Raw genomic sequence first — 22783 nt, forward strand, 5'->3', positions numbered from 1 at the left:
CGCCGCACGTTCCGCCCGATGTCCCGAACAGCCGTACGGCGAATTCGGACGATTCGGGTGCGACCGTCGAACGCCCATGAGATAAAAGTCAGACGCACTCGAACCGGGGGAAGATGACGTCATGGCTCTCGTCCTGGTGTTCCTGCTCGTGCTCGTCGGCACGCTCGTCGGCTCCACGGTCTTCCTGGTGCTCCGGGAACGCGCTCGCCGGCACCGGTTCGACGACGCCGAGGGCCTGCTGATCGAACAGCAGCGGACCGCCCAGGCCACCCGCATGCGGGCGACGTACTCCAGCGTCTCGGTCCACCACGGGACCGGCGTGGTCGGCGACGAGGGCAACCACTACCACTCCTGACGGCCCGGCGGCCGGCTCAGCGGCACAGGGCGGCGTCCACCACGTCCTCCAGGTGCCGGGTGACGGCGTAGTCGGCCGGAACGGTGGTCACCGCGATGTTCACGGCGCGCCCGTCGTCGGTGGCGCCGCCGCGGGTCTCGTAGCCCGGAATGTCGCCGCCGTGCCCCCAGTAGACCCCGCCGCAGGAGAGCGGCCGGCTGAAGACGCCCAGCCCGGAGCCCATGCCGCTGTCCCCGACCGGGACGGTGGTGCGCATCTGGGCGAGCTGGGCGGCGGGCAGCAGGCGGTCCGGGACCAGCAGTTCGGTGAAGAAGCGGTCGAGGTCCGCGTTGGTGGAGATCATCTGCCCGGCCGCCCAGCCCGCCGACGGGTCCAGCTCGGTGAAGTCGGTCAGCGGCCCGTCGGCGGATTCCTTGCGGTACCCCTTGGGGTGGGCTTCCCGGATGGTCCGGTCGCCGGCGGCCGGGAAGTAGGTGTGCCGCAGCCCGATGCGCCGGACGATCCGCCGGTCGATCTCCTCGGCGAGCGGCCGGCCGGTCACCCGCTGGACGATCAGACCGGCCAGCACGTAGTTGGTGCTGCTGTAGCCGAACTTCTCCCCGGGCGCGGAGACGCGCTTCTGCCCGAGGGCGAGGTCCAGCAGCTCCCGGGGCTCGAAGTACCGGTGCCGGAGGGAGGCTTCGTCCAGCAGCCCCTCGTAGTCGGGCAGGCCGCTGGTGTGCTGGAGGAGCTGCCGGACGGTGATGCCGCGTCCGTCCCCGCCCTCGCCGCGGACCAGGCCGGGGAGGTAGGTGTCGACGAAGGCGTCGAGGTCGACCTTCCCCTCCCCCACCAGCTGGAGCACGGCGACGGCGGTGAAGGTCTTGGTGTTGCTGCCGATCCGCACCTGCCCGTCGACGGGGACCTTCGCGCCGGTGGCCAGGTCCCCCACCCCTGCCGTGTAGCCGCGGGTCCGGCCCCGCCCGTCCCGGACGGTCGCGAGCGCGGCTGGCACCCCGTCCGCCCGCACCAGCGCGTTCAGGCCCTGCTGCACGACGTCCGGCGGGGCCGCGGCGGACGCGGCCGACGCCGCGGACGGTGTCAGCGCCCCGACGGCCGCGGCGGTCGAGAGGGCGAGGGCGAGTGCCATGTGGCGGACACGCGAACGACGCACGGGTCAACTCCTGTGGGATCGTGGGGATCGGGAACCGCTCCCGGTCACGATCGCCAGTCTGGCCACGCGGCGGCCGGCCGGCCTCCCCCGATCGAGGGAGCACCTCCGCCGGCGTCAGGGCCGGCCGGGTCCCCGCAGCGGCAGTGTCCGGCTGTAGACGACGCTCGTGGTGGTGCTGCCGAAGCCGGCCAGCTCGTCCACCAGGGTTTCCAGGTGCTCCATGGAGGTCGCCGCCACCTTCAGGGTGTAGCAGTCGTCGCCGGTGGTGCGCAGGCACTCCAGGATCTCCCGCCGCTCGTCGAGCAGCCGCCGCAGCGGCTCGTGCCGGTTGCCCGGGTACTTCAGCCGGACGACGGCGAGCACCGGGTAGCCGACCTTCGCCAGGTCCACCGTCGCGCGGTAGCCGGTGATGACGCCCAGCGACTCCAGGTTCCGCACCCGTTCCGTGGTCGCCGACGCGCTCAGCGACACCCGCCGTCCCAGCTCGCTGAGCGAGATGCGCGCCTCCCGCTGCAGCTGCTCGATGATCGCCCAGTCGGTGTCGTCAAGATTCACGGCCATGACGCGAATCTACCGGGAGAACCACGGCGATCCGCCGGCCACAGCGGGAGAACCCCGTTCCGTCCGCCATGATCGCGGGGATAGCCTCGAAGTATGCAACTTGGCGTCAACGTACCGAACTTCGGCCCGGGAACCGACCCCGGCGTGCTGCGCGAGTGGGCCCGGACCGCGGAGGGCCTCGGCTTCGACCTCCTCATGGTGTCGGACCACGTGGCGGTGACCCCGGACGTCGCCGAGCGGTACCCCGAACCGTTCTACGAGCCCTTCACCACGCTGTCCTGGCTCGCCGGGGTCGCCCCGAACCTGCGGCTGGGCACGACCGTGCTCATCCTGCCCTACCGGAACCCGCTGCTGGTGGCGCGGATGACGGACACCCTCGACCGGCTCAGCGGCGGCCGGTTCGTCCTCGGCGTCGGAGTCGGCTGGGCCCGCCGGGAGTTCGCCGCCCTCGGCGTGCCGTTCGGCGAGCGCGGCAGACTGACCGACGAGTACCTGAGAACCCTGCGCGACGCCCGGGCCGAGGAGCCCGACCGCCGGCCGGTGCCGGTCTGGGTCGGCGGCCACAGCGAGGCCGCGCTCCGGCGGGCACGCCGGTTCGGCGACGCCTGGCACCCGCTGCGGCTGCCCCTCGCCCGGATGCGGTCGGTCCTGGCCGAGCACCCGATGCCGGGGTTCGCACCCCGCATCGCCCTGCGGCCGACCAGCACGCCGGTCGACGACCCCGAGCGGCCCGCCGGCGTCGGCACCGTCGACCAGATCCTCGACGACCTCCACCACCTGCGCGAGCTCGGCGCGGAGACCGTCGTCCTCGACCCCTACCACGGCGATCCGGAGGAAACCCGTCGGCCGCAGCGGGCCTGGCAGGACCTCACCACCGTGGCCACCCGGTGGAGGGCCGCGTGATCACCACCGCCGACCGGGCCCTGCTGCGCCGCGCCCTCGCCATCGCCGCCCACGCGATCACCCTGGGCGACGCCCCCTACGGCTCCCTGCTCGCCGGCCCGGACGGCGAGATCCTCGCCGAGGCCCACAACACCGTACGGCGCGACGACGACATCACGGCCCACCCCGAACTGAAGCTCGCCCGCTGGGCCGCCCGCGAACTGGCCCCCGGCACCGCCGCGCGCACCACGATGTACACCAGCTGCCAGCCCTGCGGCATGTGCGAAGGCGGCATCCTCCGCTCCGGCCTCGGCCGGGTCGTGTACGCGCTCTCCACGGAGCAACTCGTCGAGCTCAACCCCGACTCGGGCGCCTGGCGGCCGGTACCGACGGACGGCCCGGCCCTGCCCGACGAGGCCCGGGCCCCGATCACGGCCTACTACGGTCCGCGCTGAGCCCCGGCCCCGCCGGGCACCGGCCCTAGAAGAACAGCAGCAGGATCCAGCCGCCGGCCGAGAGGACGGCCGCCGACCAGCCGACCACGGCCGCCGCACGGCCGTGCTCGACCCCCTCGGCCCGCTGGAAGGCGGCGACCAGCGGGGCGATCGTCGCGACCGGCAGGGTGACCCCGACCAGGAGCGCGGCCCTCGGGCCGTACTCCGCCCCGATCACGAGGAGCCCCAGTGCGGCGAGCCCCGCCACGGCTCCCATCGCCGTCCCGGCCACGGTGGCGGCGATCCGGAACACTCTCGGGCGACCGCAGAGGAGTGCCACCGCACAGGGCACCAGGCAGACCGCCACGACCACGTGCACGGGCGCGGCGTGGAAACCGAACCTCACGACGAAGGCCACCACCGGCCATACGAACACCGCGACCGCCAACCCGACGAACCCTCGGGCACTCGCAGGAACCGTCACCATGGTCATCCCCCTCCTGGCACGGCATATTTGAACACGTTCAATCTAGCAGGGGTCCGCTCCTCCCGGACCCCTGCCGACCGCAGCGGGACCGGTTCCGAAGCCGGAATGTCAGTGCCACCTGGGACGCTCGGTGACCCGCACCGTCGACCAGGGGAGCCCACCGATGCCGATCCACGTCGCGAGCCGCCGCCGCACGACGGCCTCACTGACCGCCGCCTTCCCCGGCGCGGAGATCATTGACGTCACCTCCAGGGCGCCGGACCCGTGGGTCCGGCTGAGCCCGTTCCATCCGCACGGCGGCATCCCGGTCCCCTGGAGCGACGGCGTGACCAGCGAGTCCGTGGAAGGCGTCTGGCAGGCCCTCAAGGTCTTCCGGGACGCCGACGTCGACCCCGCGAAGCTGCGCGTCACCTCGATGAAGGGCCTCAAGCGGACGGTGCGCCGGTACGGCCCCGTCCAGGGGCACCGGACCGGCCTGCACGGCGACCGGCTCCTGCCCTACGAAACGGCCCGCCGCCGCATCTACCTCCCGGCCTACCGCTGGATCCTCGAACACCGCGTCGCCGATCTGGTCGAGCGGCTCCGGGAGAAGGACGAGGTCGTGCTCCTGGACTACACCACCAACGGCAACGTCGCCGACCCGACCAGCCCGCTCTCCCACGCCGCGCTCATCCGGCTCCACCTGGAGGGCCGTTGGCCCGACGAGGGCGACGCGGACGGGCACCCGAACAGCCCCCGCCCGGACCGCCTTTCCGGCGCCCGCCCCGTCCTGGGGAAAAGCAGTTGGTCCGACCGCGTCACGAGTTCGACAATCGCCGGATGACCGATGACCAGACCGCGGTCCAGCGGCGCCGCGCGGCCCGCATGACCTGCAAGCGCTTCCTCTCCGGCGACCGCGTCCTCAGCATCCGCGAGCGCCTCGCCCAACTCTCCGCCCTGGACGGCCTGGACGTCCCCCACGACTTCTACGGCAGCGACGGGCCCGTACGGCAGCTGGAGGAACGGACCGCCGCACTGCTCGGGAAGGAGGACGCGGTCTTCTTCCCCACCGGGACGATGGCCCAGCAGGTGGCCCTGCGCCACCACGCCGAGCGCACCGGCAACACGGCGGTGGCCCTGCACCCGCTCAGCCACATCGAGCGGCACGAGCGGCACGCCTACACCCAGCTCACCGGCCTGCACGGCCTCTGGCCCACCACCGAGCGGCGGCAGCCGACGCCCGGCGAACTCGGCGCGCTGGGCGAGCCGTTCGGCACCCTGACGGTCGAGCTCCCCCTGCGCGACCCCGGCTACCTGCTCCCCGACTGGGACGAGCTGACCGCCCTCGTCGCCGCCGCCCGCGAGGCCGGCGCCCGGGTGCACTTCGACGGCGCCCGGCTCTGGAACACCACGGTCCACTTCGGCAAGCGGCTCGACGAGATCGCCGCCCTCGCCGACAGCGTCTACGTCTCCTACTACAAGGACCTCGGCGGGATCAGCGGGGCCGCCCTCGCCGGCGATGCCGCCCTCATCTCCTACGCCCGCACCTGGCGCCACCGCTACGGCGGCCAGCTCTCCCAGCAGTGGCCGGCCGCCATCGCCGCCCTCCACGGCCTGGACACCGCCCTGCCGCGCATCCCCGGCCTGATCCGCCACGCCGCGTCCGCCCTCACCCCGGCCCTGGCCGCGCTCCCCGGCGCCCGCCTGTATCCCGAGGTGCCGCCCACCCACGAGTACCAACTCTGGCTCCCGCACCCGGCCGAGGCCCTGAACGCCGCCCACCTGGCCCTGGCCGAGCAGGAGGGCGTCTGGTTCGTCCCCCACTGGGAGGACGCCGCCCCCGGCCTCGCCGTGGCCGAGGTCAGCCTCGGCGAGCCGGCGCAGGCGTGGACGGCGGAGCAGGTGACGGAGGTCGGGCTGCGCTTCCTGGAGCTGGCGACCGGGGGCTGACGGCGGGGATCCCGCGAGGAACGCCGCGGTCAAACGGTTCGCGGCCACCACCCCTTTGTGTCAGACTGACGATATGAGCGAGATGCACGTGGGGGACCTGGCCGCCGTCCGCAGCCGCGAGGAGCTGACCGCGCTGATGGCCGACGGGCTGCGGCCGAAGTGGGTGATGTTCTGGGGGCACACCGAGCGCAAGGGCGGCGGCACCCGACAGGAGTGCCTGAGCCAGTGGTGGCCCGGCGAGTTCACCGTCGACGGGCTCACCTACACCTCCGCCGAGCACTGGATGATGGCCGGCAAGGCCCGGATGTTCGGTGACGAGGAGATCGCGCGGCGGGTGCTCGCGGCCCGGACCCCCGCCGAGGCGAAGAAGCTGGGGCGGCTGGTCAAGGACTTCGACGACGAGGTCTGGGCGGCCGGCCGGTTCGAGCTGGTGGTGGCGGGCAACGTCGCGAAGTTCGGACAGGACGAGGCGCTGCGCGATTACCTCCTGGGCACGGGCGACCGGGTGCTGGTCGAAGCCAGCCCGCTGGACCGGATCTGGGGCATCGGGCTCGCCGCCGACGACATCCGGGCCCAACAGCCCGCCGAGTGGCGCGGGTTGAACCTGCTCGGCTTCGCCCTGATGGAGGCGCGGGCGCGATTGGCCGCATGAGCGCGATCGCTCCGCTGCTGGACGGGACGGTGGTGGCCTCGGCCGCCGCCGCCCTGCTCCTGGCGCCGGGGGTGCTGCGGCGGGAGGCCCGGCCCGCAGGACGAGAAGGAACGTGCGGGCCGGAGCCGCTGCTGGCGGCCGTCGTCGCGCTGATCTACCTCAACCAGGTGCTCGTCGCGGTCTACGTGAACCGGGTGCACCACGGGGACGTCTCCTTCATCGCCCGCCACCTGCCGCCCGGCTGGTTCGACGTGCCCCGCCTGGACTTCCTCGCCGCCCGCTTCCCGGCCCCGGAGCTCCTGGCGCCGTCGGTGCTCCGGGTGCAGGCGTTCCTCGAACTGCCGCTGGTGCTGCTGGCGTTCGCCTCCGTCGTCCGGCGGCTGGACCGCGCGCTGTACGTCCGGTTGGCCCGCTCGCCGTTGATCCCGCTCGCCGCCGTCTCGTACACGGTGGCGTTCTGCGCGGTGGAGTGGGACCTGCGGAACCCGTACACCGTGGACGACCTCGTCCTGCGGGTGCTCGCGGCCTGCGTCACGCCGCCGCTGATCGCCCGGCTGGCCCGACGCGAGCCCGAAGCGGACGCCGAGCCCGCCCGCGGCCCGTTCCGCTTCGCGCTCGACCTGTGGGCGTACGGCCAGCTGATGCTGGTGCTGTACGACACCGCACTGCTCTACAACCTCGCCCGGCTCGGGGACCATCTCCCCTCCGCCGCGGCCGCGTTGGCGGTGCTCGTCGCCACCCGCACCCTTCCGCGCCGGATTCCGCGCGGGCGGCCCGGCCCGTACACCGCCGCACTCTCCGGGACGGTCGGCCGGGCACTGGCGCTGTTCCTCGTCCCCGCCCTGTCGATCCGCTACGCGCAGTCCTTCGGCACGCCCGAACTCTCCGCCCTGGCCGGGCTCCTGGTGATCGGGGCGGCGCTCCGCCGGGACGCGCTGCGCCTCCTGCCGCCCGCTCTCGCGGGCGCGCTGGTCGGTTACGCCGTCGCGGCGCTCGCTCCCGGCCCGTACTACGAGGCGACTCTCCTCCGGAGCGCGACCGGCGCACTTCTCGCAACGACCGCCGTCTGCGCGCTCCTTGACACCACTCGGACACGACTGGTCGTGCACTCTTAACTCCCACGCCACATACTGACGCCAGGATGTCACACAGTCAGGGTGCAGATGGACAGGTTGGGGCGATCATGCGCATGCGGCCGACGGCACAATCCGCAGGCCAGCGACCGGAAGGCGAGCAGCAGGCCGAGGAACTCCGCGCGGAACTGGACGAGTTACTCCGTGCGAGCCGCTACGCGAGCCAACGTGAACGGCGCCTGAACGAGGCGATCCGGGCCACCCCGGGCCGCCAGCGGCCGGACGGGGAGCTGCTGCGCCAGCTCGACCAGGCCCGCACGCTCCGCGAGGGCCTGGGCGCCCGCTGCCTCCAACTCAGCGACCAGCTGGAGGAGTTGGAGAGCCGGATCAGACAGCGGCAGCAGCCACCACCGCCGCCACCGCAGCACCAGCAGGCCCCACGGCATCAGCAGGCCCCGGCCCATCAGCAGCCCGCACAGCAGCCACCGCGACAGCAGCAGCCACCTCAGCAGCAGCCGGCGCCCACCCGCCCCGACCTCGGCGCTCTCACCGAGCGGATCACCGCCCTCCACCGGGCCGGCTCCCTCACCGAGGCCACCGGGGTGATAGACGCGGCCGCCGCCCGCCTCACCCCCTCCGACGCCGCGCTGCTGGTCGGCATGCTGGCCCGGTACGGTCCGACCGGCGGCTCGCTCCTCCTCGCCCGCAGCATCGCCCGGTCCGCACCCGACCATTCCGTCACCGTGCTCGCCGAGCTGCGCGAACTGGGCCTGGCGGAGGAGGCGGCCGAGGTGTTCCACGCCTTCTGGGGCTACCCGGCCGCCTCCGTCCCCGGCCTGCTCTCCGCGCTGGACCGGGCCGGGCTGGCCGCCGACAGCGCGACGCTGCTCTGGGAGTGGGGGTCCGCGCCGATGCCCGAGCTGACCTCCCTGGCCGCCTGCCTCCAGCAGCACGGCCGGTCCGCCGACGTCAGGACCCTGCTGCGCCAGGCCGCGGGCCGCTCCACCGCCGACCTCGCCGCCCTCGCGGCCGGGCTGCCGCCGGCGCTCGCCGCCCTCCTGCTGGGCGAACTGGCCGTCCTGCGCCCGCCCGTCGAGGTGGTCCGGCTGGCCGCCGCCCTGGACGGCTCCGGCAGTTCCGGGCTCTACGCGCAGCTGCTGGCCGCGCTGCTCGCCGACGAGGCCCGCCACCGCACCACGCTCGCGGCTCTGCGCACCGCCGGCCTCCCGACCCGCCCGCCCGCGGCCCCGCGCTCGCGCTGGGGACGGCGGTAGCGGCATCCGCACGGAGAACGGCCGCGGGACGGACCGGGGACGGCCGGGGCCGGCACTCTGCCCCCGACCCCGGCCCCGGACGGCAAGGAGCCCTCGTCCGCCCCACCAGGGCGGACGAGGGCTCCCGGGCCGTGCCGGAGGCTGCTAGCAGCCGATCAGCCGCGCGCCCAGGTACGCCTTGACCTGGTCCAGCGAGACGCGCTCCTGCGACATGGTGTCGCGGTCGCGGACGGTCACCGCGTTGTCCTCAAGGGTGTCGAAGTCGACGGTGACGCAGAACGGCGTGCCGATCTCGTCCTGGCGGCGGTAGCGCTTGCCGATGGCGCCGGCGTCGTCGAACTCGACGTTCCACGCGGTACGCAGGTCGGCGGCCAGGCCGCGGGCCTTCGGGGACAGCTCGGCGTTGCGCGACAGCGGCAGGACGGCGACCTTGACCGGGGCCAGGCGCGGGTCGAGCCGCATGCCGACGCGCTTCTCCATGACGCCCTTGGCGTTCGGCGCCTCGTCCTCGAAGTAGGCGTCGATCAGGAAGGCCAGCATGGCGCGGTTGAGGCCGGCCGCCGGCTCGATGACGTACGGGAAGTAGCGCTCGCCGGACTCCTGGTCGAAGTACCGGAGGTCCTTGCCGGAGGCCTCGCTGTGCACCCGCAGGTCGTAGTCGGTGCGGTTGGCGACGCCCTCCAGCTCGGAGAACTCGGAGCCGCCGAAGTTGAAGCGGTACTCGATGTCCACCGTGCGCTTGGCGTAGTGGGAGAGCTTCTCCTTCGGGTGCTCGAAGAAGCGCATGTTCTCGGTGCGCAGGCCGAGGCCGACGTACCAGTCCCAGCGCTGCTGGAGCCAGTACTCGTGCCACTGCTCGTCATCGCCCGGCTTGACGAAGAACTCCATCTCCATCTGCTCGAACTCGCGGGTGCGGAAGATGAAGTTGCCGGGGGTGATCTCGTTGCGGAAGCTCTTGCCGGTCTGGGCGATGCCGAACGGCGGCTTCTTGCGCGAAGTGGTCTGGACGGCACTGAAGTTGGTGAAGATGCCCTGGGCGGTCTCCGGGCGCAGGAACGCCAGGCCGCTCGCCTCCTCGGTGACACCGAGGTGGGTCTTCAGCATGCCCGAGAAGTCCTTGGGCTCGGTGAACTGGCCCTTGGTGCCGCAGTCGGGGCAGTTCACGTCCTGGAGGCCGTTCGGCGGCGGGAAGCCGTGCTTGGCCTCGTACTTCTCCTCCAGGTGGTCGGCCCGGTGGCGCTTGTGGCAGGAGAGGCACTCGGTCAGCGGGTCGTTGAAGGTGGCGACGTGACCGGAGGCCTCCCACACCTCGCGGGCGAGGATCACCGACGAGTCGAGTCCGACGACGTCCTCACGGGCCTGGACCATCGCGCGCCACCACTGGCGCTTGATGTTCTCCTTGAGCTCGACACCCAGCGGCCCGTAGTCCCAGGCGGCACGCGTGCCGCCGTAGATCTCGCTGCAGGGGTAGACGAAGCCACGGCGCTTGCTCAGGCTGACGATCGTGTCGATCTTGTCGGCGGCCACAGTGCTCTCTTCAGTACGTACGGCACGGTCAGGGCACGGCTGGTTGCGCGTACCCGAATACCTCAGGTTACCGGCCATACGGGTACGTGATTCAAATCGGTATCGTCCGGCCGCCCCCACCCTCCGTCACCTTCCGTTCACCCGCCCGAGTGATTTGACAATCATTTCCATCTGAGATGAGAATGATTGTCATGATGATCGGACTGCCTCGACTCGGACTGTCTCGCCGGACCCGCCGCGCCATGGCCCTCGGCACCGCCGCCCTCGCCGCCTCCCTCGTCCTCACCGCCTGCGGGGGCAGCAGCAGCGCCGACAGCGGCACGGGCAAGCTGAAGGTCGTCGCCTCCTTCTACCCGATGGAGTACCTGGCCCAGCAGATCGGCAAGGAGCACGTCGCGGTCACCGACCTGACCGCCGCCGGCGTCGAACCGCACGAGCTGGAGCTCACCGCCAAGCAGGTCGGCACGGTCCAGAAGGCCGACGCGATCATCTACCTCAAGGGCCTCCAGCCCACCGTCGACCAGGCCGTCGCGCAGTCGTCCAGCAAGCACAAGATCGACGCCACCGCCGCCAGCCCGCTGGTCGACCACCACCTCGACGAGGGCACCGGGGACGCCGACCACGGCGGCGACGGCCACAAGCACGAGGACCCGGCCGGCGACCCGCACATCTGGCTCGACCCGACCCGCTACGCGGCGATCGCCAAGAGCGTCGGCGACGAGTTCGCCAAGGCCGACCCGGCCCACGCCGAGGACTACCGGAAGAACACCGACGAGCTGGTCACCAGGCTCACCGCGCTCGACCAGGAGTTCCGGGACGGGCTGAAGGACGCCAAGACCCGGACCTTCGTCACCAGCCACGCCGCGTTCGGCTACCTCGCCGACCACTACGGCCTCACCCAGGTCGCCATCAACGGCGTCGACCCGGAGTCCGAGCCCACCCCGGCCCGCCTCGCCGCGGTGCAGAAGGCCGCCAAGGACAACGGCGTCTCCACCGTCTTCTTCGAGACCCTGGTCAGCCCCAAGCTCGCCGAGACCGTCGCCAAGGACCTCGGCCTCAGGACCGCCGTCCTGGATCCGCTGGAAGGCGTCAAGGACCCGTCCAAGGACGACTACCTGACCGTGATGAAGCAGAACCTGGCCAACCTCCGGGACGCCCTCGGCACCCCGGCCGGCACCGCCCCGGCCGGCACCGCCGGCACCGCCGGCACCGCCGGCACCGCCGGGACCGACGGGACCGACGCCGCCACCCCCGCCCCCGCGAACTGACGGGACCGAGCACCATGACCGACCCGATACCCCCGGCCGTCCGCCTCCGTGACGCCGTCGCCTCGCGCGGCGGCCGGCCGGTGCTGCGCGGCGTCGACCTCACCGTCCGGCCCGGAGAGGTCGTCGCCCTGCTGGGCGCCAACGGCTCCGGCAAGTCGACCACCGTCAAGGCCGTGATCGGCTCCGTCCCGCTGGAGCACGGCGCCCTGGAGCTGTTCGGCGCCCCGTTCCGCTCCTTCCGCGCCTGGCACCGGATCGGGTACGTCCCGCAGCGCACCACCGCCGCCTCCGGCGTCCCCGCCACCGTGCGCGAGGTGGTCTCCACCGGACGGCTGCCGCAGCACCGGCTGCTGCCCTTCCGCCGCAAGGACCGCGAGGCGGTGGACCGCGCGCTGGCCGCCGTCGGCATGCTGGAGCGGGCCTCGGACGGCGTGGCCGACCTGTCCGGCGGCCAGCAGCAGCGGGTGCTGATCGCCCGCGCCCTGGTCGGCTCCCCCGACCTGCTGATCATGGACGAGCCGATGGCCGGCGTCGACGCCGCCAGCCAGCAGGTGCTCGCCGACACCCTGCGCACCGAGGTCGGCCGCGGCGCCTCCGTCCTCCTCGTGCTGCACGAACTCGGACCGCTGGAACCGCTGATCGACCGCGCCGTGGTGCTGCGGGACGGCTGCGTCGCCCACGACGGCCCGCCCGTGCCCAACACCGGCCTGCACGCGCTGCCCGGCCACGACCACGTCCACCCGCACGCCGACCTGACCCCGCCGAGGCTGCTCGCATGACCGAGATGCTGTCCTACGACTTCATGCAGCGGGCCCTGCTCGCCGCCGTCCTGGTCGGGATCACCGCCCCGGCCGTCGGCATCTACCTGGTGCAGCGCCGCCAGGCCCTGATGGGCGACGGCATGGGCCACGTCGCGATGACCGGCGTCGGCCTCGGCTTCATCTTCCAGACCAGCCCGGTCTGGATGGCCGTGCTGGTCTGCGTGCTCGGCGCCGTCACCATGGAGCTGGTCCGCTCGCGCGGCAACCAGCGCGGCGACATCGCCCTCGCGATGCTCTTCTACGGCGGCATGGCCTGCGGCAAGCTGCTGGTCTCGATGTCCGCCCAGGCCGGGGCCGGCTCGCTGGAGAGCTACCTGTGGGGCTCGATCCTCACCGTCGCCCCCGCGGACCTGGCCACCATCGCGGTGCTCGGCGCGGTGGTCATCGCGGTCACCGTCGGCCTGCGCCGCCAGCTCTTCGCGATCTGCCAGGACGAGGACTTCGCCCGGGTCACCGGCGTGCCGGTGCGCACCCTCAACCTGCTGCTCGCGGTGATGGCCGCGGTCACCGTCACGGTCGCCATGCGGGTGGTCGGGCTGCTGCTGGTCAGCGCGCTGATGGTGGTCCCGGTGGTCGCCGCCCAGCAGCTCACCCGCTCCTTCGCCGCCACCCAGGCCGCCTCGATCGCGCTCGGCGTGGTCGTCTCGCTGGCCGGCGTCACCGGCTCCTACCACCTCGACGTGCCCTCCGGCCCGGCCATCGTGCTGCTCGCCATCGCGGTCTTCGCGGTGTTCAGCCTGCTCGCCGCGCCACTGGCCCGGCGGCGCCACCGCGGCACGGGCGAGAACGGACCGAAGGTGTGCGACGTCGAACTGCCCGGGCAGGCCGTCTCCGGGCCGTCCGGCACGACCACCCCTGAGCGGCGGGCCGGGCTGGCACAATGATGTGCGAGACGCCCACGACCCCAGGAGGACCCACGGTGACCACCGCAGGCCCGTCGCCGCGCGCCCGCTCGACCCGGCAGCGTGCCGCCGTCTCGGCAGCCCTGGACGAGATCGCGGACTTCCGCAGCGCGCAGGAGCTCCACGACCTGCTCAAGCACCGCGGGGACTCCGTCGGTCTGACCACGGTCTACCGCACGCTCCAGTCGCTCGCGGACGCCGGTGAGGTGGACGTGCTGCGCACCGCCGACGGCGAGGCGGTCTACCGCCGGTGCAGCAGCGGGCACCACCACCACCTGGTCTGCCGGCACTGCGGCGCGACCGTCGAGGTGGAGGGCCCCGCGGTGGAGCGCTGGGCCAACTCGGTCGCCGCCGAGCACGGCTTCAGCGACATCGCGCACACCCTGGAGATCTTCGGGACCTGTGCGGAGTGCGCCAAGAAGGCCTGAGCCGCCGATACGAAGGAGAGGACCCGCCGGGCAGATCCCGGCGGGTCCTCTCCTTTTGGTCCGATACGGCCGTCGCGTCCGGTGCGTCCGGTGCGTCCGTCGCGTCCGGCACGGCCCTCGCGTCCGGTACGGCCCTCGGGGCCGTCGCCCGTCAGCGCTGGGACGGCACCGGCGCGCCGACCTCGTTGGGGATCGCCCCGCCGAAGCGCCGGTCGCGCATCGCGTACTGCTCGCAGGCGCGCCACAGGTCACGGCGGTCGAAGTCCGGCCAGAGCACGTCCTGGAACACGAACTCGGCGTAAGCCGACTGCCAGAGAAGGAAGTTGGAGGTGCGCTGCTCGCCGCTGGGGCGCAGGAAGAGGTCCACGTCCGGCATGTCCGGGTGGTACATGTACTTGGCCAGGGTCTTCTCGTTGACCTTCTTCGGGTCGAGCTTCCCGGCCGCGACGTCCTGGGCGATCGCCTGCGCCGCGTCGGCGAGCTCGGCCCGGCCGCCGTAGTTGACGCACATGTAGAGCGTGACGGCGTCGTTGTCCTTGGTCTGCTCCTCGGCGACCTGGAGCTCCTGGACGACGCTCTTCCACAGCTTGGGCATCCGGCCCGCCCAGCGGATCCGCACGCCCATCGCGTCCATCTCGTCGCGGCGGCGGGCGATGACGTCCCGGTTGAAGTTCATCAGGAACTTCACCTCGTCGGGCGAGCGCTTCCAGTTCTCGGTGGAGAACGCGTACAGCGAGATGTTCTTGACGCCGAGCTCGATGGCGCCCTTGAGGACGTCCAGCACCACGGTCTCGCCGACCTTGTGGCCCTCGGTGCGGGGCAGCCCGCGCTCCTTGGCCCAGCGGCCGTTGCCGTCCATCACGATCGCGACGTGCTCGGGGACCAGCTCGCCGGGGATCTTCGGGGGCTGTGCGCCGCTGGGGTGCGGGGTCGGGGGGACGTACGTCCGCTGCTTGCCGCCGCCGAAGAGCCGTCGCGCTGCCATGTGCTCACTTCTCCACGTATCTCATCGAGCGGATGCCCCGCTCCAGGTGCCACTGCAGATAGGCCGCGACCAGGCCGCTGCCCTCCCGCCAGTACCGCGGCTCGCAGGCGTCGGCCGTCTGCCAGTCCCCTGACAGCAGCGCCCCGAGCAGTACCAGTGTCTCAGGGGAGGGTACGGCACATCCGGGCACTCGGCAGTCCCCGCAGAGCACCCCGCCCGCGGGGAGGGAGAAGAAACGGTTCGGCCCTTCCAGGCCGCATTTGGCGCAGTCGGTGAAGCTCGCGCCGTACCCGTTCACCGCGAGCGAGCGCAGCAGGAAGGCGTCCAGTACCAGGTGCGACTCGTGCAGCCCGGCCGCCAGCGTGCGCAGCCCGCCGACCAGCAGCAGGTACTGCTGGACGGCCGGCTCGCCCTCGTTCTCGGCGAACCGCTCGGCGGTCTCCAGCATCGCGGTGCCGGCCGTGTAGCGGCCGTAGTCGGCGACGATCGGGCCGCCGTACGGCGCGATGGTCTCCACCTGGGTGCAGAGCGGCAATCCGCGGCCGATCAGCTCACTCCCCCGGCTGAAGAACTGCACGTCCACGTGCGAGAACGGCTCCAGGCGGGCACCGAACTTGGACTTGGTCTTCCGCACCCCGCGCGCCACCGCCCGCACCTTGCCGTACTTGCGGGTCAGCAGGGTGATGATCCGATCGGCCTCGCCGAGCTTCTGCGCCCGCAGCACGACGCCGTCGTCCCGGAAAAGACTCATGGGGACCATTCTCCCCCACCGCCCCCCGGCGCCGGACAGCCGTGTTGCCCGCACCGGCGGCCGTGGGGGAGGCCATGCGGTGCGGGTCACGGCGGGCCCGGGGTGGGGAGTCCAAGGCCCGTTGTGGGGGATTCGGAGATGGTCTGCGGGTTCCGGAGGTCCGGACGGCGCTCGGCGGGCGGTGGTGGCCGGTGATCGCGAGCAGTGATCGTGAGCGGTGAGAGGTGGTCGGCGAGCAGCGCTGCGGGCGGGCCGGCCGGCGGTGCTACTTGTACGGGGTCCTGGTCGCCGCCTCCAGCAGCGCCCCGACCCGGGACTTCGGCAGGTCCAGGCAGCCCCCGACCGCGGCGAGCGCGTCGCGCTCCTGCGGCAGGTAGCGCCCGTCCGCCAGGGCGATCGCCGCGCCCTGCAGCAGCAGCCGCTCGCGGCCGTGGTGGGCCAGGTGCGGGGTGAGCGGTTCGAGCACCGCGTGCAGTTCGACGGCCAGTCCGCCGGACATCCCCCGGGCGTCGTGGAGTTCGCCGCCGAGCCCGGAGAGCGCGGCGAGCGCGGCCAGCACCTGGGCCTCGCCGCAGTCCTCGAACCCGGCCTCGCGGACCGCCGCGCAGGCCGCGTCGCGGGCCGCCCGGTGGGCGGTGCCGCCGGCCGCGAGCAGGGCCAGCGCGATGGTGTACTGGGCGTCCCGCAGCATCGCGCCGAGGCGCACGCTGGTGGGCTGCTCCAGGCTCTCGACGCCGTACCGGCCGTGGCAGCTGGTGCACTGCACACTGCCGATCACCGGACCGAGGGGGACCACCGGGGTCCCCAGCAACCGCAGCCACCGCCGGCCGTGCTGCCGGCGGTAGTTGCGGTCCCCGCCACAGCCAGGGCAGAAGAAGTCACCGAGAACGTCAGTCCGCCACCGCGGGCGAACACCCCACAACCTGGTCACGGCGCCACTCCCCAGACATGGCAGGCGGCCTGCTCGACAATGGGCAGGTCACGCGACCGGACACCGAGGCCGTCCCACCGACCCGGCTTTCCGGTGGATCGATGTTGCCACGGTTACCGGCACGTGTCAGTACCTCGAACGGCTTCCGATTCGAAAAAATGTGGCGCAGGACACAACCCCAGGCCGGCACGGCGAAGGGCCGCCCCGCGGGACGGCCCTTCGCACACCACTCGTTCGAATTAGCCGCGCTGCGAGCGGTTGACGGCGCTGATCATGGCCTTCAGCGAGGCCAGCACGGTGTTGCCGTCGATGCCCACGCCCCACAGCACCTTGCCGTCCACCGCGCACTCCACGTACGCGGCGGCCTGGGCGTCGCCGCCCTCGCTCAGCGCGTGCTCGGCGTAGTCCAGGACGCGCACGTCCACGCCGATCCGGGCCAGCGCGTCGGCGAAGGCCGAGACCGGGCCGTTGCCGGCACCGGTCAGGGTGGTCGGGACGCCGTCCACCAGGGCCTCGGCGGTCAGCGCGTCCCGGCCGTCCTCGGTGGTCAGGGTGCGCGAACCGCTCAGCGAGATCCGGCCCCACGGGTTGTCGGTGGTCGGCAGGTACTCGTCCTCGAAGACCCGCCAGATCTCGGCCGGGCTGACCTCGCCGCCCTCGGCGTCGGTCTTGGCCTGGATGATCCGGGAGAACTCGATCTGCATCCGGCGCGGCAGGTCCAGCTTGTGGTCGTTCTTCAGCACGTACGCCACGCCGCCCTTGCCGGACTGGCTGTTGACCCGGATGACCGCCTCGTAGGTGCGGCCGACGTCCTTCGGGTCGATCGGCAGGTACGGCACGCCCCAGGTGTGCTCGTGCACCGGTACGCCCGCGGCCCTGGCGTCCGCCTCCAGGACGTCGAAGCCCTTCTTGATGGCGTCCTGGTGCGAGCCGGAGAAGGAGGTGTACACCAGGTCGCCGGCGTACGGGTGGCGCGGGTGCACCTCCATCTGGTTGCAGTACTCGGCGGTGCGGCGCACCTCGTCGATGTCGGAGAAGTCGATCTGCGGGTCGATGCCCTGCGAGAACAGGTTCATCCCCAGCGTCACCAGGTCGACGTTGCCGGTCCGCTCGCCCTGGCCGAACAGGCAGCCCTCGATGCGGTCGGCACCCGCCATGTAGGACAGCTCGGCGGAGGCGACGGCGGTGCCGCGGTCGTTGTGCGGGTGCACCGACAGGCAGACGAACTCGCGGCGGGACAGGTGGCGCGACATCCACTCGAACTGGTCGGCCTGGACGTTCGGGGTGGCCCGCTCGACGGTGGCGGGCAGGTTCAGGATGATCTCGCGGCCCTCGCCCGGCTGCCAGACGTCCATGACCGCCTCGCAGACCTCCAGCGCGAAGTCCAGCTCGGTGTCGACGAAGATCTCCGGCGAGTACTGGTAGCCGAAGACGGTGTCGTCGCCCAGCAGCTTCTCCGCGTACTCCATCACCAGCCGGGTGCCCTCGGTGGCGATCGCCCTGGTGGCCGCCCTGTCGTTGCGGAACACCACCCGGCGGAACAGCGGCGCGGTCGCGTTGTACAGGTGGACGGTCGCCCGCGGGGCTCCGACCAGCGACTCCACGGTCTTCTCGATCAGCTCCTCGCGGGCCTGGGTCAGCACCGAGATGGTGACGTCCTCGGGGATCGCCCCCTCCTCGATCAGCGAGCGCACGAAGGCGTGGTCGGTGGCCCCGGAGGAGGGGAAGCCGACCTCGATCTCCTTGTAGCCCATCTTCACCAGCAGGTCGAACATCATGCGCTTGCGGGCCGGCGACATCGGGTCGATCAGCGCCTGGTTGCCGTCGCGCAGATCGGTGGAGAGCCAGCGCGGCGCCTTGGTGATCACCTTCTCCGGCCAGCTGCGGTCCGCCAGGTCGACGGTGCCGAACGGCAGGTAGCGCCCGTGACGCATGCCCGAGGGCCGCTGGCGCACCGAGGCGGCGGTGATCGGGGTGGGGCGGTCGACGAAGGGACGGCCGGCGGGAACGGACGCGGCGGAGTTCTGCTCGGTCATGGAGGTGACTCGGCTTCCTGTGATGCGTGGTGCGGGCGGGTCGGGAGGGGTCAACACCTGGTCGACACCGACTGGCCGGCCTCGGCTGCCGCTCGCGATACACCATTGGATCGCCGATCGCGCGCACAGCTCGTTCCCCGCGGCGAGGGTGCCGGCCCGGTGGACTACAGGCCCTCGACGCGGCAGCTAAGAAGAAGCAGCCCGTTGCGCATGATGGCCCCAGCGTAACCCAGCGCCGCACGCCCCCGAAGTGATCCGGGCTTCCGTTCCACTCCTTGAGACGTCGACCGGTCATGCCAAAGGTGGTGACAACCGGTCATCGAAGCCTCACCCTGGGCCACATGACTGCAGCAGTACCGATCTGCACGATCGTCCCGCCGTACGTCCTGGACCGCCTCGCCGAGGCCGGTCACGAGCCCGCCGTCCACTCCCTGGCCCTCGACGCGGCGCACCGCGCGGCCCGACTCTCCCCGCCCCCGCCCGTCGCCGCCGCCCCGGGCCTCAACCGGGTGATCTACGACGCCGGACACGGCCAGCGGCTGCCCGGGCGCAGCGTGCGCACCGAGGGCCGCGGCGCGTCCTCCGACAGCTCCGTCAACCACGCCTACGACGGCCTCGGCGCCACCTTCGCGCTCTACGCCGACGTCTTCGGCCGGCACTCGATCGACGACCGGAACCTGCGGCTGGACGCCAGCGTCCACTACGGCCGCAACTACGACAACGCCTTCTGGAACGGCCACCAGATGGTGTTCGGCGACGGCGACAACGTGGTGTTCGGCGACTTCACCGCCTGCATCGACGTCATCGGCCACGAACTCACCCACGGCGTCACCCAGTTCACCGCCGGGCTGGACTACCAGGACCAGCCCGGCGCGCTCAACGAGTCGGTCTCCGACGTCTTCGGCTCGCTGGTCAAGCAGTACTCGCTGCACCAGAGCGCCGCCGACGCCGACTGGCTGATCGGCGCCGGGCTGCTCGCCCCGGGCGTGCAGGGCGTGGCGCTGCGCTCGATGAAGGCGCCCGGCACCGCCTACGACGACCCGCAGCTGGGCAAGGACCCGCAGCCCGCGCACATGCGGGACTACGTGAACACCTCCCAGGACAACGGCGGGGTGCACATCAACTCCGGCATCCCCAACCACGCGTTCTACCTGCTGGCCACCGCGCTCGGCGGCTCGGCCTGGGAGCGCGCGGGGCGGATCTGGTACGACGCGCTGACCGGGCGCACGCTGCCCGCCGACGCCGACTTCACCGCCTTCGCCCGGGCCACCGTGGCCGCCGCCAAGGCCCGCTACCCCGACGACCGGTCGGTCGTGGACACCGTCACGGCCTCCTGGGCGCAGGTCGGGGTCAGCCCGGGGTGACCCTCCGGGGGCGCGGCCCATGGGGCTCGCCCGGAGCCCCAGGAGCCCGTCCGGAGCCACCGGAGCGCGCCTGAAGGGTGGTTGAGACCGGGTTGAGGCGGGCTTAAGGTCACGGTCCGGGAAAAGCCCGGCAAAACCCCTCCCTGCGTAGCACCATGGACACCATGCGTATCCAGGTGACCCGGACCGGCGGTTTCGCGGGGCTCGTCCGCCAGGCGGAGATCGACACCGCCGACCGCACGGACGCCCCGCACGTGCACGCGCTCGCCCGCGAGGCCGTCGCGGGCGGGCTGCGCGCGCCCTCGTACGGGGTGCCGGACGGCTTCCACTACGAGATCACCGTCGACGGCCGGTCGGTGTACTGCGCCGACCCGAAGCTCACCGACTCGCAGCGCGAGCTGATCTCCCTGGTGCTGCGCGAGGGCGCGTAGCACCAGGGCCCCGGAGGGTCAGAGCCAGCCGTCGAGCGCGGCCAGGAAGCCGGCCGGGTCGTCCCGGTGGACGGTGTGGCCCGCGCCGGGCACGGTGCGCACCTCGAAGCCCCGGGCGCGCAGCGCCCGGGCGCTGGACGCGTCCACCAGCAGGCTGCGGTCGGCCAGCACCGCCAGCGAGGGCACCGCCGGCCCGGCCGGCAGGTCCGAACGCTGGTCGGCCAGGGCCCACGCCGAGTCCTCGTCCCAGGCGGCCGCGGCGGCGAGTTCGGCGTCCACGTCGTCCGGCTCCCAGCTCGGGCTGAGCGCGACGATCTGCTCCCGGGTGAGGTGCCTCAGCTCAGCCATCACCCGCGGGTCCATCCCGGTCTGGGCGAACCGCCAGGCCGGATCGACGTACACCGCGCGGGCCGGCTCCAGCCGTTCGACCGCGCCCGCCAGCGCGATGCCGCCCAGCGAGTGGCCGATCGCGAGCTCGACGCCGGTCGGCAGGTTCTCCACCAGGTCGTCGGAGTACGCCTCCAGGGGGTAGCGCTCCAGCGGGCTCCCGCCGGTGCCGCGCGGGCTGCGCCCGTGCCCGCGCAGGTCCACCGCGAGCACCCGGTAGCCCCGCTCGGCCAGCGCCGGACCGATCAGCCGCCAGGTGCGGTGGTCGGACATGATGCCGTGCACCAGCACGGCCAGCCGGTCCCCGCGGCCCCACTCCCGGGTGTGCAACTTCATCGCGCTGTGCCCCTTCTGACGTCGCGTACGGCCGGACCACGGCGAGGGCCCGCCCGGACGCACAACGTCCGAACGGGCCCAGGGCCTCCCGGTGGCTCGAACCCGCCGGTCCGGAGCCCGGACTCAGAAGCCGAGCTTGCGCAGCTGCTTGGGGTCGCGCTGCCAGTCCTTGGCGACCTTGACGTGCAGGTCCAGGTAGACCGGCGTGCCGAGCAGCGCCTCGATGTGCTTGCGGGCGGTGGTGCCGACGTGCTTGAGCCGCGAGCCCTTGGCGCCGATCACGATCGCCTTCTGGCTCTGCCGCTCGATGTAGACGTTGGCGTGGATGTCCAGCAGCGGGCGGTCCGCCGGGCGGCCCTCGCGCGGCAGCATCTCCTCGACCACCACGGCCAGCGAGTGCGGCAGTTCGTCGCGCACGCCCTCCAGCGCGGCCTCGCGGATCAGCTCGGCGACCATGATCTGCTCGGGCTCGTCGGTGAGGTCGCCTTCCGGGTAGAGCTGGTCGCCCTCCGGCAGCAGCTTGGTGAGAAGGTCGGCGACCAGTTCCACCTGCTTGTCGCCCACGGCGGAGACCGGGATGATCTCGGCCCACTCGAAGCCCAGCTCGATGCCGAGCTGGTGGATGGCGATCAGCTGCTCGGCCAGGCGCTTGGAGTCGACCAGGTCGGTCTTGGTGACGATGGCGACCTTCGGGGTCTTCTTGATCCCGGCGATCTCCTTGGCGATGAACTTGTCGCCGGGGCCGATCTTCTGGTCGGCGGGCAGGCAGAAGCCGATCACGTCGACCTCGGCCCAGGTGCTGCGGACCAGGTCGTTGAGGCGTTCGCCGAGCAGGGTGCGCGGCTTGTGCAGGCCGGGGGTGTCGACCAGGACGAGCTGGGCGTCCGGGCGGTGCACGATGCCGCGCACGGTGTGCCGGGTGGTCTGCGGGCGGTCGGAGGTGATCGCGACCTTCGTCCCCACCAGGGCGTTGGTCAGGGTCGACTTGCCCGCGTTGGGCCGGCCGACGAAGCACGCGAACCCGGAGCGGTACGAGGAGGAAGGGGCATTCATGGGCTCCATTCTCCCTGATCACCGGAGCCCCGCCGTCCGGGCCCACCCCCGGGGGTGTTCGGGGGCGCGTTCAGCCCTTCTTCCCGCCCTTCCCGCCCTTGCCGTCGGTGGGGATCAGCGAGACCACCACCAGCACCAGCAGGAAGCCGAGCGAGCCGAAGAGCCAGAGCTCCGACCTGGTCTCCTGCCACTTGCCCAGCCCCATCACGAACAGCAGCAGCCCGGCGAAGAACGCCACCGCCCCCATGCCCCAGCCCCCTCAGCGCATCCACTCCCCCGGTGAGATTATCTGCCGGGCGTGGGCCGGGACCATGCCCCTCGACACGGCCGCCGAAGGCCCGGGGCACGGGCCCCCGGCGACCCCGCCCAGGCCTTCCACCGGGCCCCGCCGGGCCTCAGCGCGCCTCGGCGGACACCCGCAGCGCCCCGTCCGGCCCGGCCAGCAGCACCGGCGTCCCGGCCCCGCCCAGGTCCCGCACGGCCGCCAGGTCCGCCTCGGCCGGCTGCTCCGCCTCGCTCACCACGGCCGCCGCCTCCAGCGACCTGGCGCCGCTGGCCACCGCCATCGCCACCGCCGCCTGGAGGGCGCTCAGCCGCAGCGACTCCAGCGCGACCGTCCCGGCCACGTAGGTGCGTCCGGTCTCGTCACGCACCGCGGCCCCCTCGGCGACGCCGTTGCGGGCGCGGGCCGAGCGGGCCAGGGTGATGATCTTCTTGTCTTCGGGGTCGAGCTCGACGATGTCACTCATGCCGCCGAGCATAG

General features: G+C 72.5%; 26 protein-coding genes. 14 read left to right on the forward strand and 12 right to left on the reverse strand.

Annotation, left to right across the window (positions count from 1 at the left end; all coding sequences use genetic code 11):
• The first annotated feature begins 121 nt into the window (after window positions 1-121).
• Entirely contained in the window at window positions 122-355 is a 234-nt protein-coding gene (locus ACFVUY_RS13255; protein ID WP_387729687.1) for a hypothetical protein, read from the forward strand.
• A 16-nt stretch (window positions 356-371) separates the two neighbouring features.
• Here ACFVUY_RS13255 and ACFVUY_RS13260 read toward each other — a convergent pair whose 3' ends face one another.
• Together ACFVUY_RS13260 and ACFVUY_RS13265 are read right to left on the reverse strand one after the other, a co-directional pair.
• A complete protein-coding gene (locus ACFVUY_RS13260; protein ID WP_387729765.1) occupies window positions 372-1484 on the reverse strand; it encodes a serine hydrolase domain-containing protein in 1113 nt (370 codons plus the stop codon).
• A 138-nt stretch (window positions 1485-1622) separates the two neighbouring features.
• On the reverse strand, window positions 1623-2069 hold the full coding sequence (locus tag ACFVUY_RS13265; RefSeq protein ID WP_359902968.1) for an Lrp/AsnC family transcriptional regulator: 447 nt from the start codon (window positions 2067-2069) through the stop codon (window positions 1623-1625).
• Window positions 2070-2162: 93 nt separating this feature from the next.
• Here ACFVUY_RS13265 and ACFVUY_RS13270 point away from each other — a divergent pair, with 93 nt between their 5' ends.
• Window positions 2163-2972: an LLM class flavin-dependent oxidoreductase gene (locus ACFVUY_RS13270; protein ID WP_387729690.1), complete on the forward strand. Its 810-nt coding sequence runs from the start codon at window positions 2163-2165 to the stop codon at window positions 2970-2972.
• Window positions 2969-3406 carry a nucleoside deaminase gene (locus tag ACFVUY_RS13275; RefSeq protein ID WP_387693778.1) on the forward strand — a complete coding sequence of 146 codons (438 nt, stop codon included), beginning with the start codon at window positions 2969-2971 and terminating at the stop codon, window positions 3404-3406. The genes ACFVUY_RS13270 and ACFVUY_RS13275 overlap by 4 nt, the downstream gene beginning before the upstream one ends.
• Before the next feature lie 25 nt (window positions 3407-3431).
• Here the strand turns inward: ACFVUY_RS13275 and ACFVUY_RS13280 are convergent, their stop codons facing one another.
• Window positions 3432-3872, reverse strand: coding sequence for a hypothetical protein (locus tag ACFVUY_RS13280; protein WP_387729693.1), 441 nt, complete (start codon window positions 3870-3872; stop codon window positions 3432-3434).
• Window positions 3873-4035: 163 nt separating this feature from the next.
• On the opposite strand from ACFVUY_RS13280, the gene ACFVUY_RS13285 reads away from it, so the two are divergent.
• The 5 genes from ACFVUY_RS13285 (at window position 4036) to ACFVUY_RS13305 (ending at window position 8800) form a co-directional block, all read left to right on the forward strand.
• Window positions 4036-4695, forward strand: coding sequence for a DUF6939 family protein (locus tag ACFVUY_RS13285; RefSeq protein WP_387729695.1), 660 nt, complete (start codon window positions 4036-4038; stop codon window positions 4693-4695).
• A complete protein-coding gene (locus ACFVUY_RS13290) occupies window positions 4692-5801 on the forward strand; it encodes a threonine aldolase family protein (RefSeq protein WP_387729697.1) in 1110 nt (369 codons plus the stop codon). The genes ACFVUY_RS13285 and ACFVUY_RS13290 overlap by 4 nt, the downstream gene beginning before the upstream one ends.
• 73 nt (window positions 5802-5874) lie before the next feature.
• A complete protein-coding gene (locus ACFVUY_RS13295; RefSeq protein ID WP_387693774.1) occupies window positions 5875-6453 on the forward strand; it encodes an NADAR family protein in 579 nt (192 codons plus the stop codon).
• Window positions 6450-7568 carry a hypothetical protein gene (locus ACFVUY_RS13300; RefSeq protein ID WP_387729700.1) on the forward strand — a complete coding sequence of 373 codons (1119 nt, stop codon included), beginning with the start codon at window positions 6450-6452 and terminating at the stop codon, window positions 7566-7568. The genes ACFVUY_RS13295 and ACFVUY_RS13300 overlap by 4 nt, the downstream gene beginning before the upstream one ends.
• A gap of 68 nt (window positions 7569-7636) precedes the next feature.
• A complete protein-coding gene (locus tag ACFVUY_RS13305) occupies window positions 7637-8800 on the forward strand; it encodes a hypothetical protein (protein WP_387729703.1) in 1164 nt (387 codons plus the stop codon).
• Between the two features lie 144 nt (window positions 8801-8944).
• Here ACFVUY_RS13305 and ACFVUY_RS13310 read toward each other — a convergent pair whose 3' ends face one another.
• Entirely contained in the window at window positions 8945-10327 is a 1383-nt protein-coding gene (locus tag ACFVUY_RS13310) for a glycine--tRNA ligase (RefSeq protein WP_387693771.1), read from the reverse strand.
• 191 nt (window positions 10328-10518) lie between these two features.
• On the opposite strand from ACFVUY_RS13310, the gene ACFVUY_RS13315 reads away from it, so the two are divergent.
• The 4 genes from ACFVUY_RS13315 to ACFVUY_RS13330 are packed head-to-tail and all read left to right on the forward strand — an operon-like array spanning window position 10519 to window position 13746.
• Window positions 10519-11595 carry a metal ABC transporter substrate-binding protein gene (locus tag ACFVUY_RS13315; RefSeq protein ID WP_387729706.1) on the forward strand — a complete coding sequence of 359 codons (1077 nt, stop codon included), beginning with the start codon at window positions 10519-10521 and terminating at the stop codon, window positions 11593-11595.
• Window positions 11596-11609: 14 nt separating this feature from the next.
• Window positions 11610-12374: a metal ABC transporter ATP-binding protein gene (locus tag ACFVUY_RS13320; RefSeq protein ID WP_387729708.1), complete on the forward strand. Its 765-nt coding sequence runs from the start codon at window positions 11610-11612 to the stop codon at window positions 12372-12374.
• Complete coding sequence (locus ACFVUY_RS13325) at window positions 12371-13300, forward strand: metal ABC transporter permease (protein ID WP_387693768.1); 930 nt, start codon at window positions 12371-12373, stop codon at window positions 13298-13300. Before ACFVUY_RS13320 ends, ACFVUY_RS13325 begins: the two co-directional genes overlap by 4 nt.
• A 35-nt stretch (window positions 13301-13335) precedes the next feature.
• Window positions 13336-13746, forward strand: a complete 411-nt coding sequence (locus ACFVUY_RS13330) for a Fur family transcriptional regulator (RefSeq protein WP_189918013.1) — start codon at window positions 13336-13338, stop codon at window positions 13744-13746.
• Between the two features lie 151 nt (window positions 13747-13897).
• On the opposite strand, the gene ACFVUY_RS13335 is transcribed toward ACFVUY_RS13330, so the two are convergent.
• From ACFVUY_RS13335 to leuA, 4 genes are all read right to left on the reverse strand, one after another.
• Entirely contained in the window at window positions 13898-14731 is an 834-nt protein-coding gene (locus ACFVUY_RS13335; RefSeq protein ID WP_387693767.1) for an isoprenyl transferase, read from the reverse strand.
• A 4-nt stretch (window positions 14732-14735) separates the two neighbouring features.
• Complete coding sequence (gene recO / locus ACFVUY_RS13340) at window positions 14736-15482, reverse strand: DNA repair protein RecO (RefSeq protein ID WP_359903000.1); 747 nt, start codon at window positions 15480-15482, stop codon at window positions 14736-14738.
• Between the two features lie 265 nt (window positions 15483-15747).
• Window positions 15748-16260, reverse strand: a complete 513-nt coding sequence (locus tag ACFVUY_RS13345; RefSeq protein WP_387729710.1) for a TerB family tellurite resistance protein — start codon at window positions 16258-16260, stop codon at window positions 15748-15750.
• A 392-nt stretch (window positions 16261-16652) separates the two neighbouring features.
• Window positions 16653-18449: a 2-isopropylmalate synthase gene (leuA, locus tag ACFVUY_RS13350; RefSeq protein WP_387693766.1), complete on the reverse strand. Its 1797-nt coding sequence runs from the start codon at window positions 18447-18449 to the stop codon at window positions 16653-16655.
• 341 nt (window positions 18450-18790) lie between these two features.
• Between leuA and ACFVUY_RS13355 the strand changes: the two genes are divergently transcribed.
• Both ACFVUY_RS13355 and ACFVUY_RS13360 read left to right on the forward strand, forming a co-directional pair.
• Window positions 18791-19813 carry a M4 family metallopeptidase gene (locus tag ACFVUY_RS13355; RefSeq protein WP_387693765.1) on the forward strand — a complete coding sequence of 341 codons (1023 nt, stop codon included), beginning with the start codon at window positions 18791-18793 and terminating at the stop codon, window positions 19811-19813.
• A gap of 164 nt (window positions 19814-19977) precedes the next feature.
• Window positions 19978-20244, forward strand: coding sequence for a protealysin inhibitor emfourin (locus tag ACFVUY_RS13360; protein ID WP_359903011.1), 267 nt, complete (start codon window positions 19978-19980; stop codon window positions 20242-20244).
• Window positions 20245-20262: 18 nt separating this feature from the next.
• Here ACFVUY_RS13360 and ACFVUY_RS13365 read toward each other — a convergent pair whose 3' ends face one another.
• From ACFVUY_RS13365 to ACFVUY_RS13380, 4 genes are all read right to left on the reverse strand, one after another.
• Window positions 20263-20967, reverse strand: coding sequence for an alpha/beta fold hydrolase (locus tag ACFVUY_RS13365; RefSeq protein ID WP_387729712.1), 705 nt, complete (start codon window positions 20965-20967; stop codon window positions 20263-20265).
• A 123-nt stretch (window positions 20968-21090) separates the two neighbouring features.
• Entirely contained in the window at window positions 21091-22020 is a 930-nt protein-coding gene (gene era / locus ACFVUY_RS13370) for a GTPase Era (RefSeq protein WP_387693763.1), read from the reverse strand.
• A gap of 70 nt (window positions 22021-22090) precedes the next feature.
• A complete protein-coding gene (locus ACFVUY_RS13375) occupies window positions 22091-22267 on the reverse strand; it encodes a hypothetical protein (protein ID WP_387693762.1) in 177 nt (58 codons plus the stop codon).
• Window positions 22268-22415: 148 nt separating this feature from the next.
• Window positions 22416-22769 (reverse strand): cytidine deaminase, encoded by a 354-nt coding sequence (locus ACFVUY_RS13380; RefSeq protein WP_359903020.1) that lies wholly within the window; start codon window positions 22767-22769, stop codon window positions 22416-22418.
• Between the last annotated feature and the right edge of the window lie 14 nt (window positions 22770-22783).

It is taken from the genome of Kitasatospora sp. NPDC058063 (assembly GCF_042885395.1).
Taxonomy (GTDB): Bacteria; Actinomycetota; Actinomycetes; order Streptomycetales; family Streptomycetaceae; genus Kitasatospora; species Kitasatospora lactacystinica.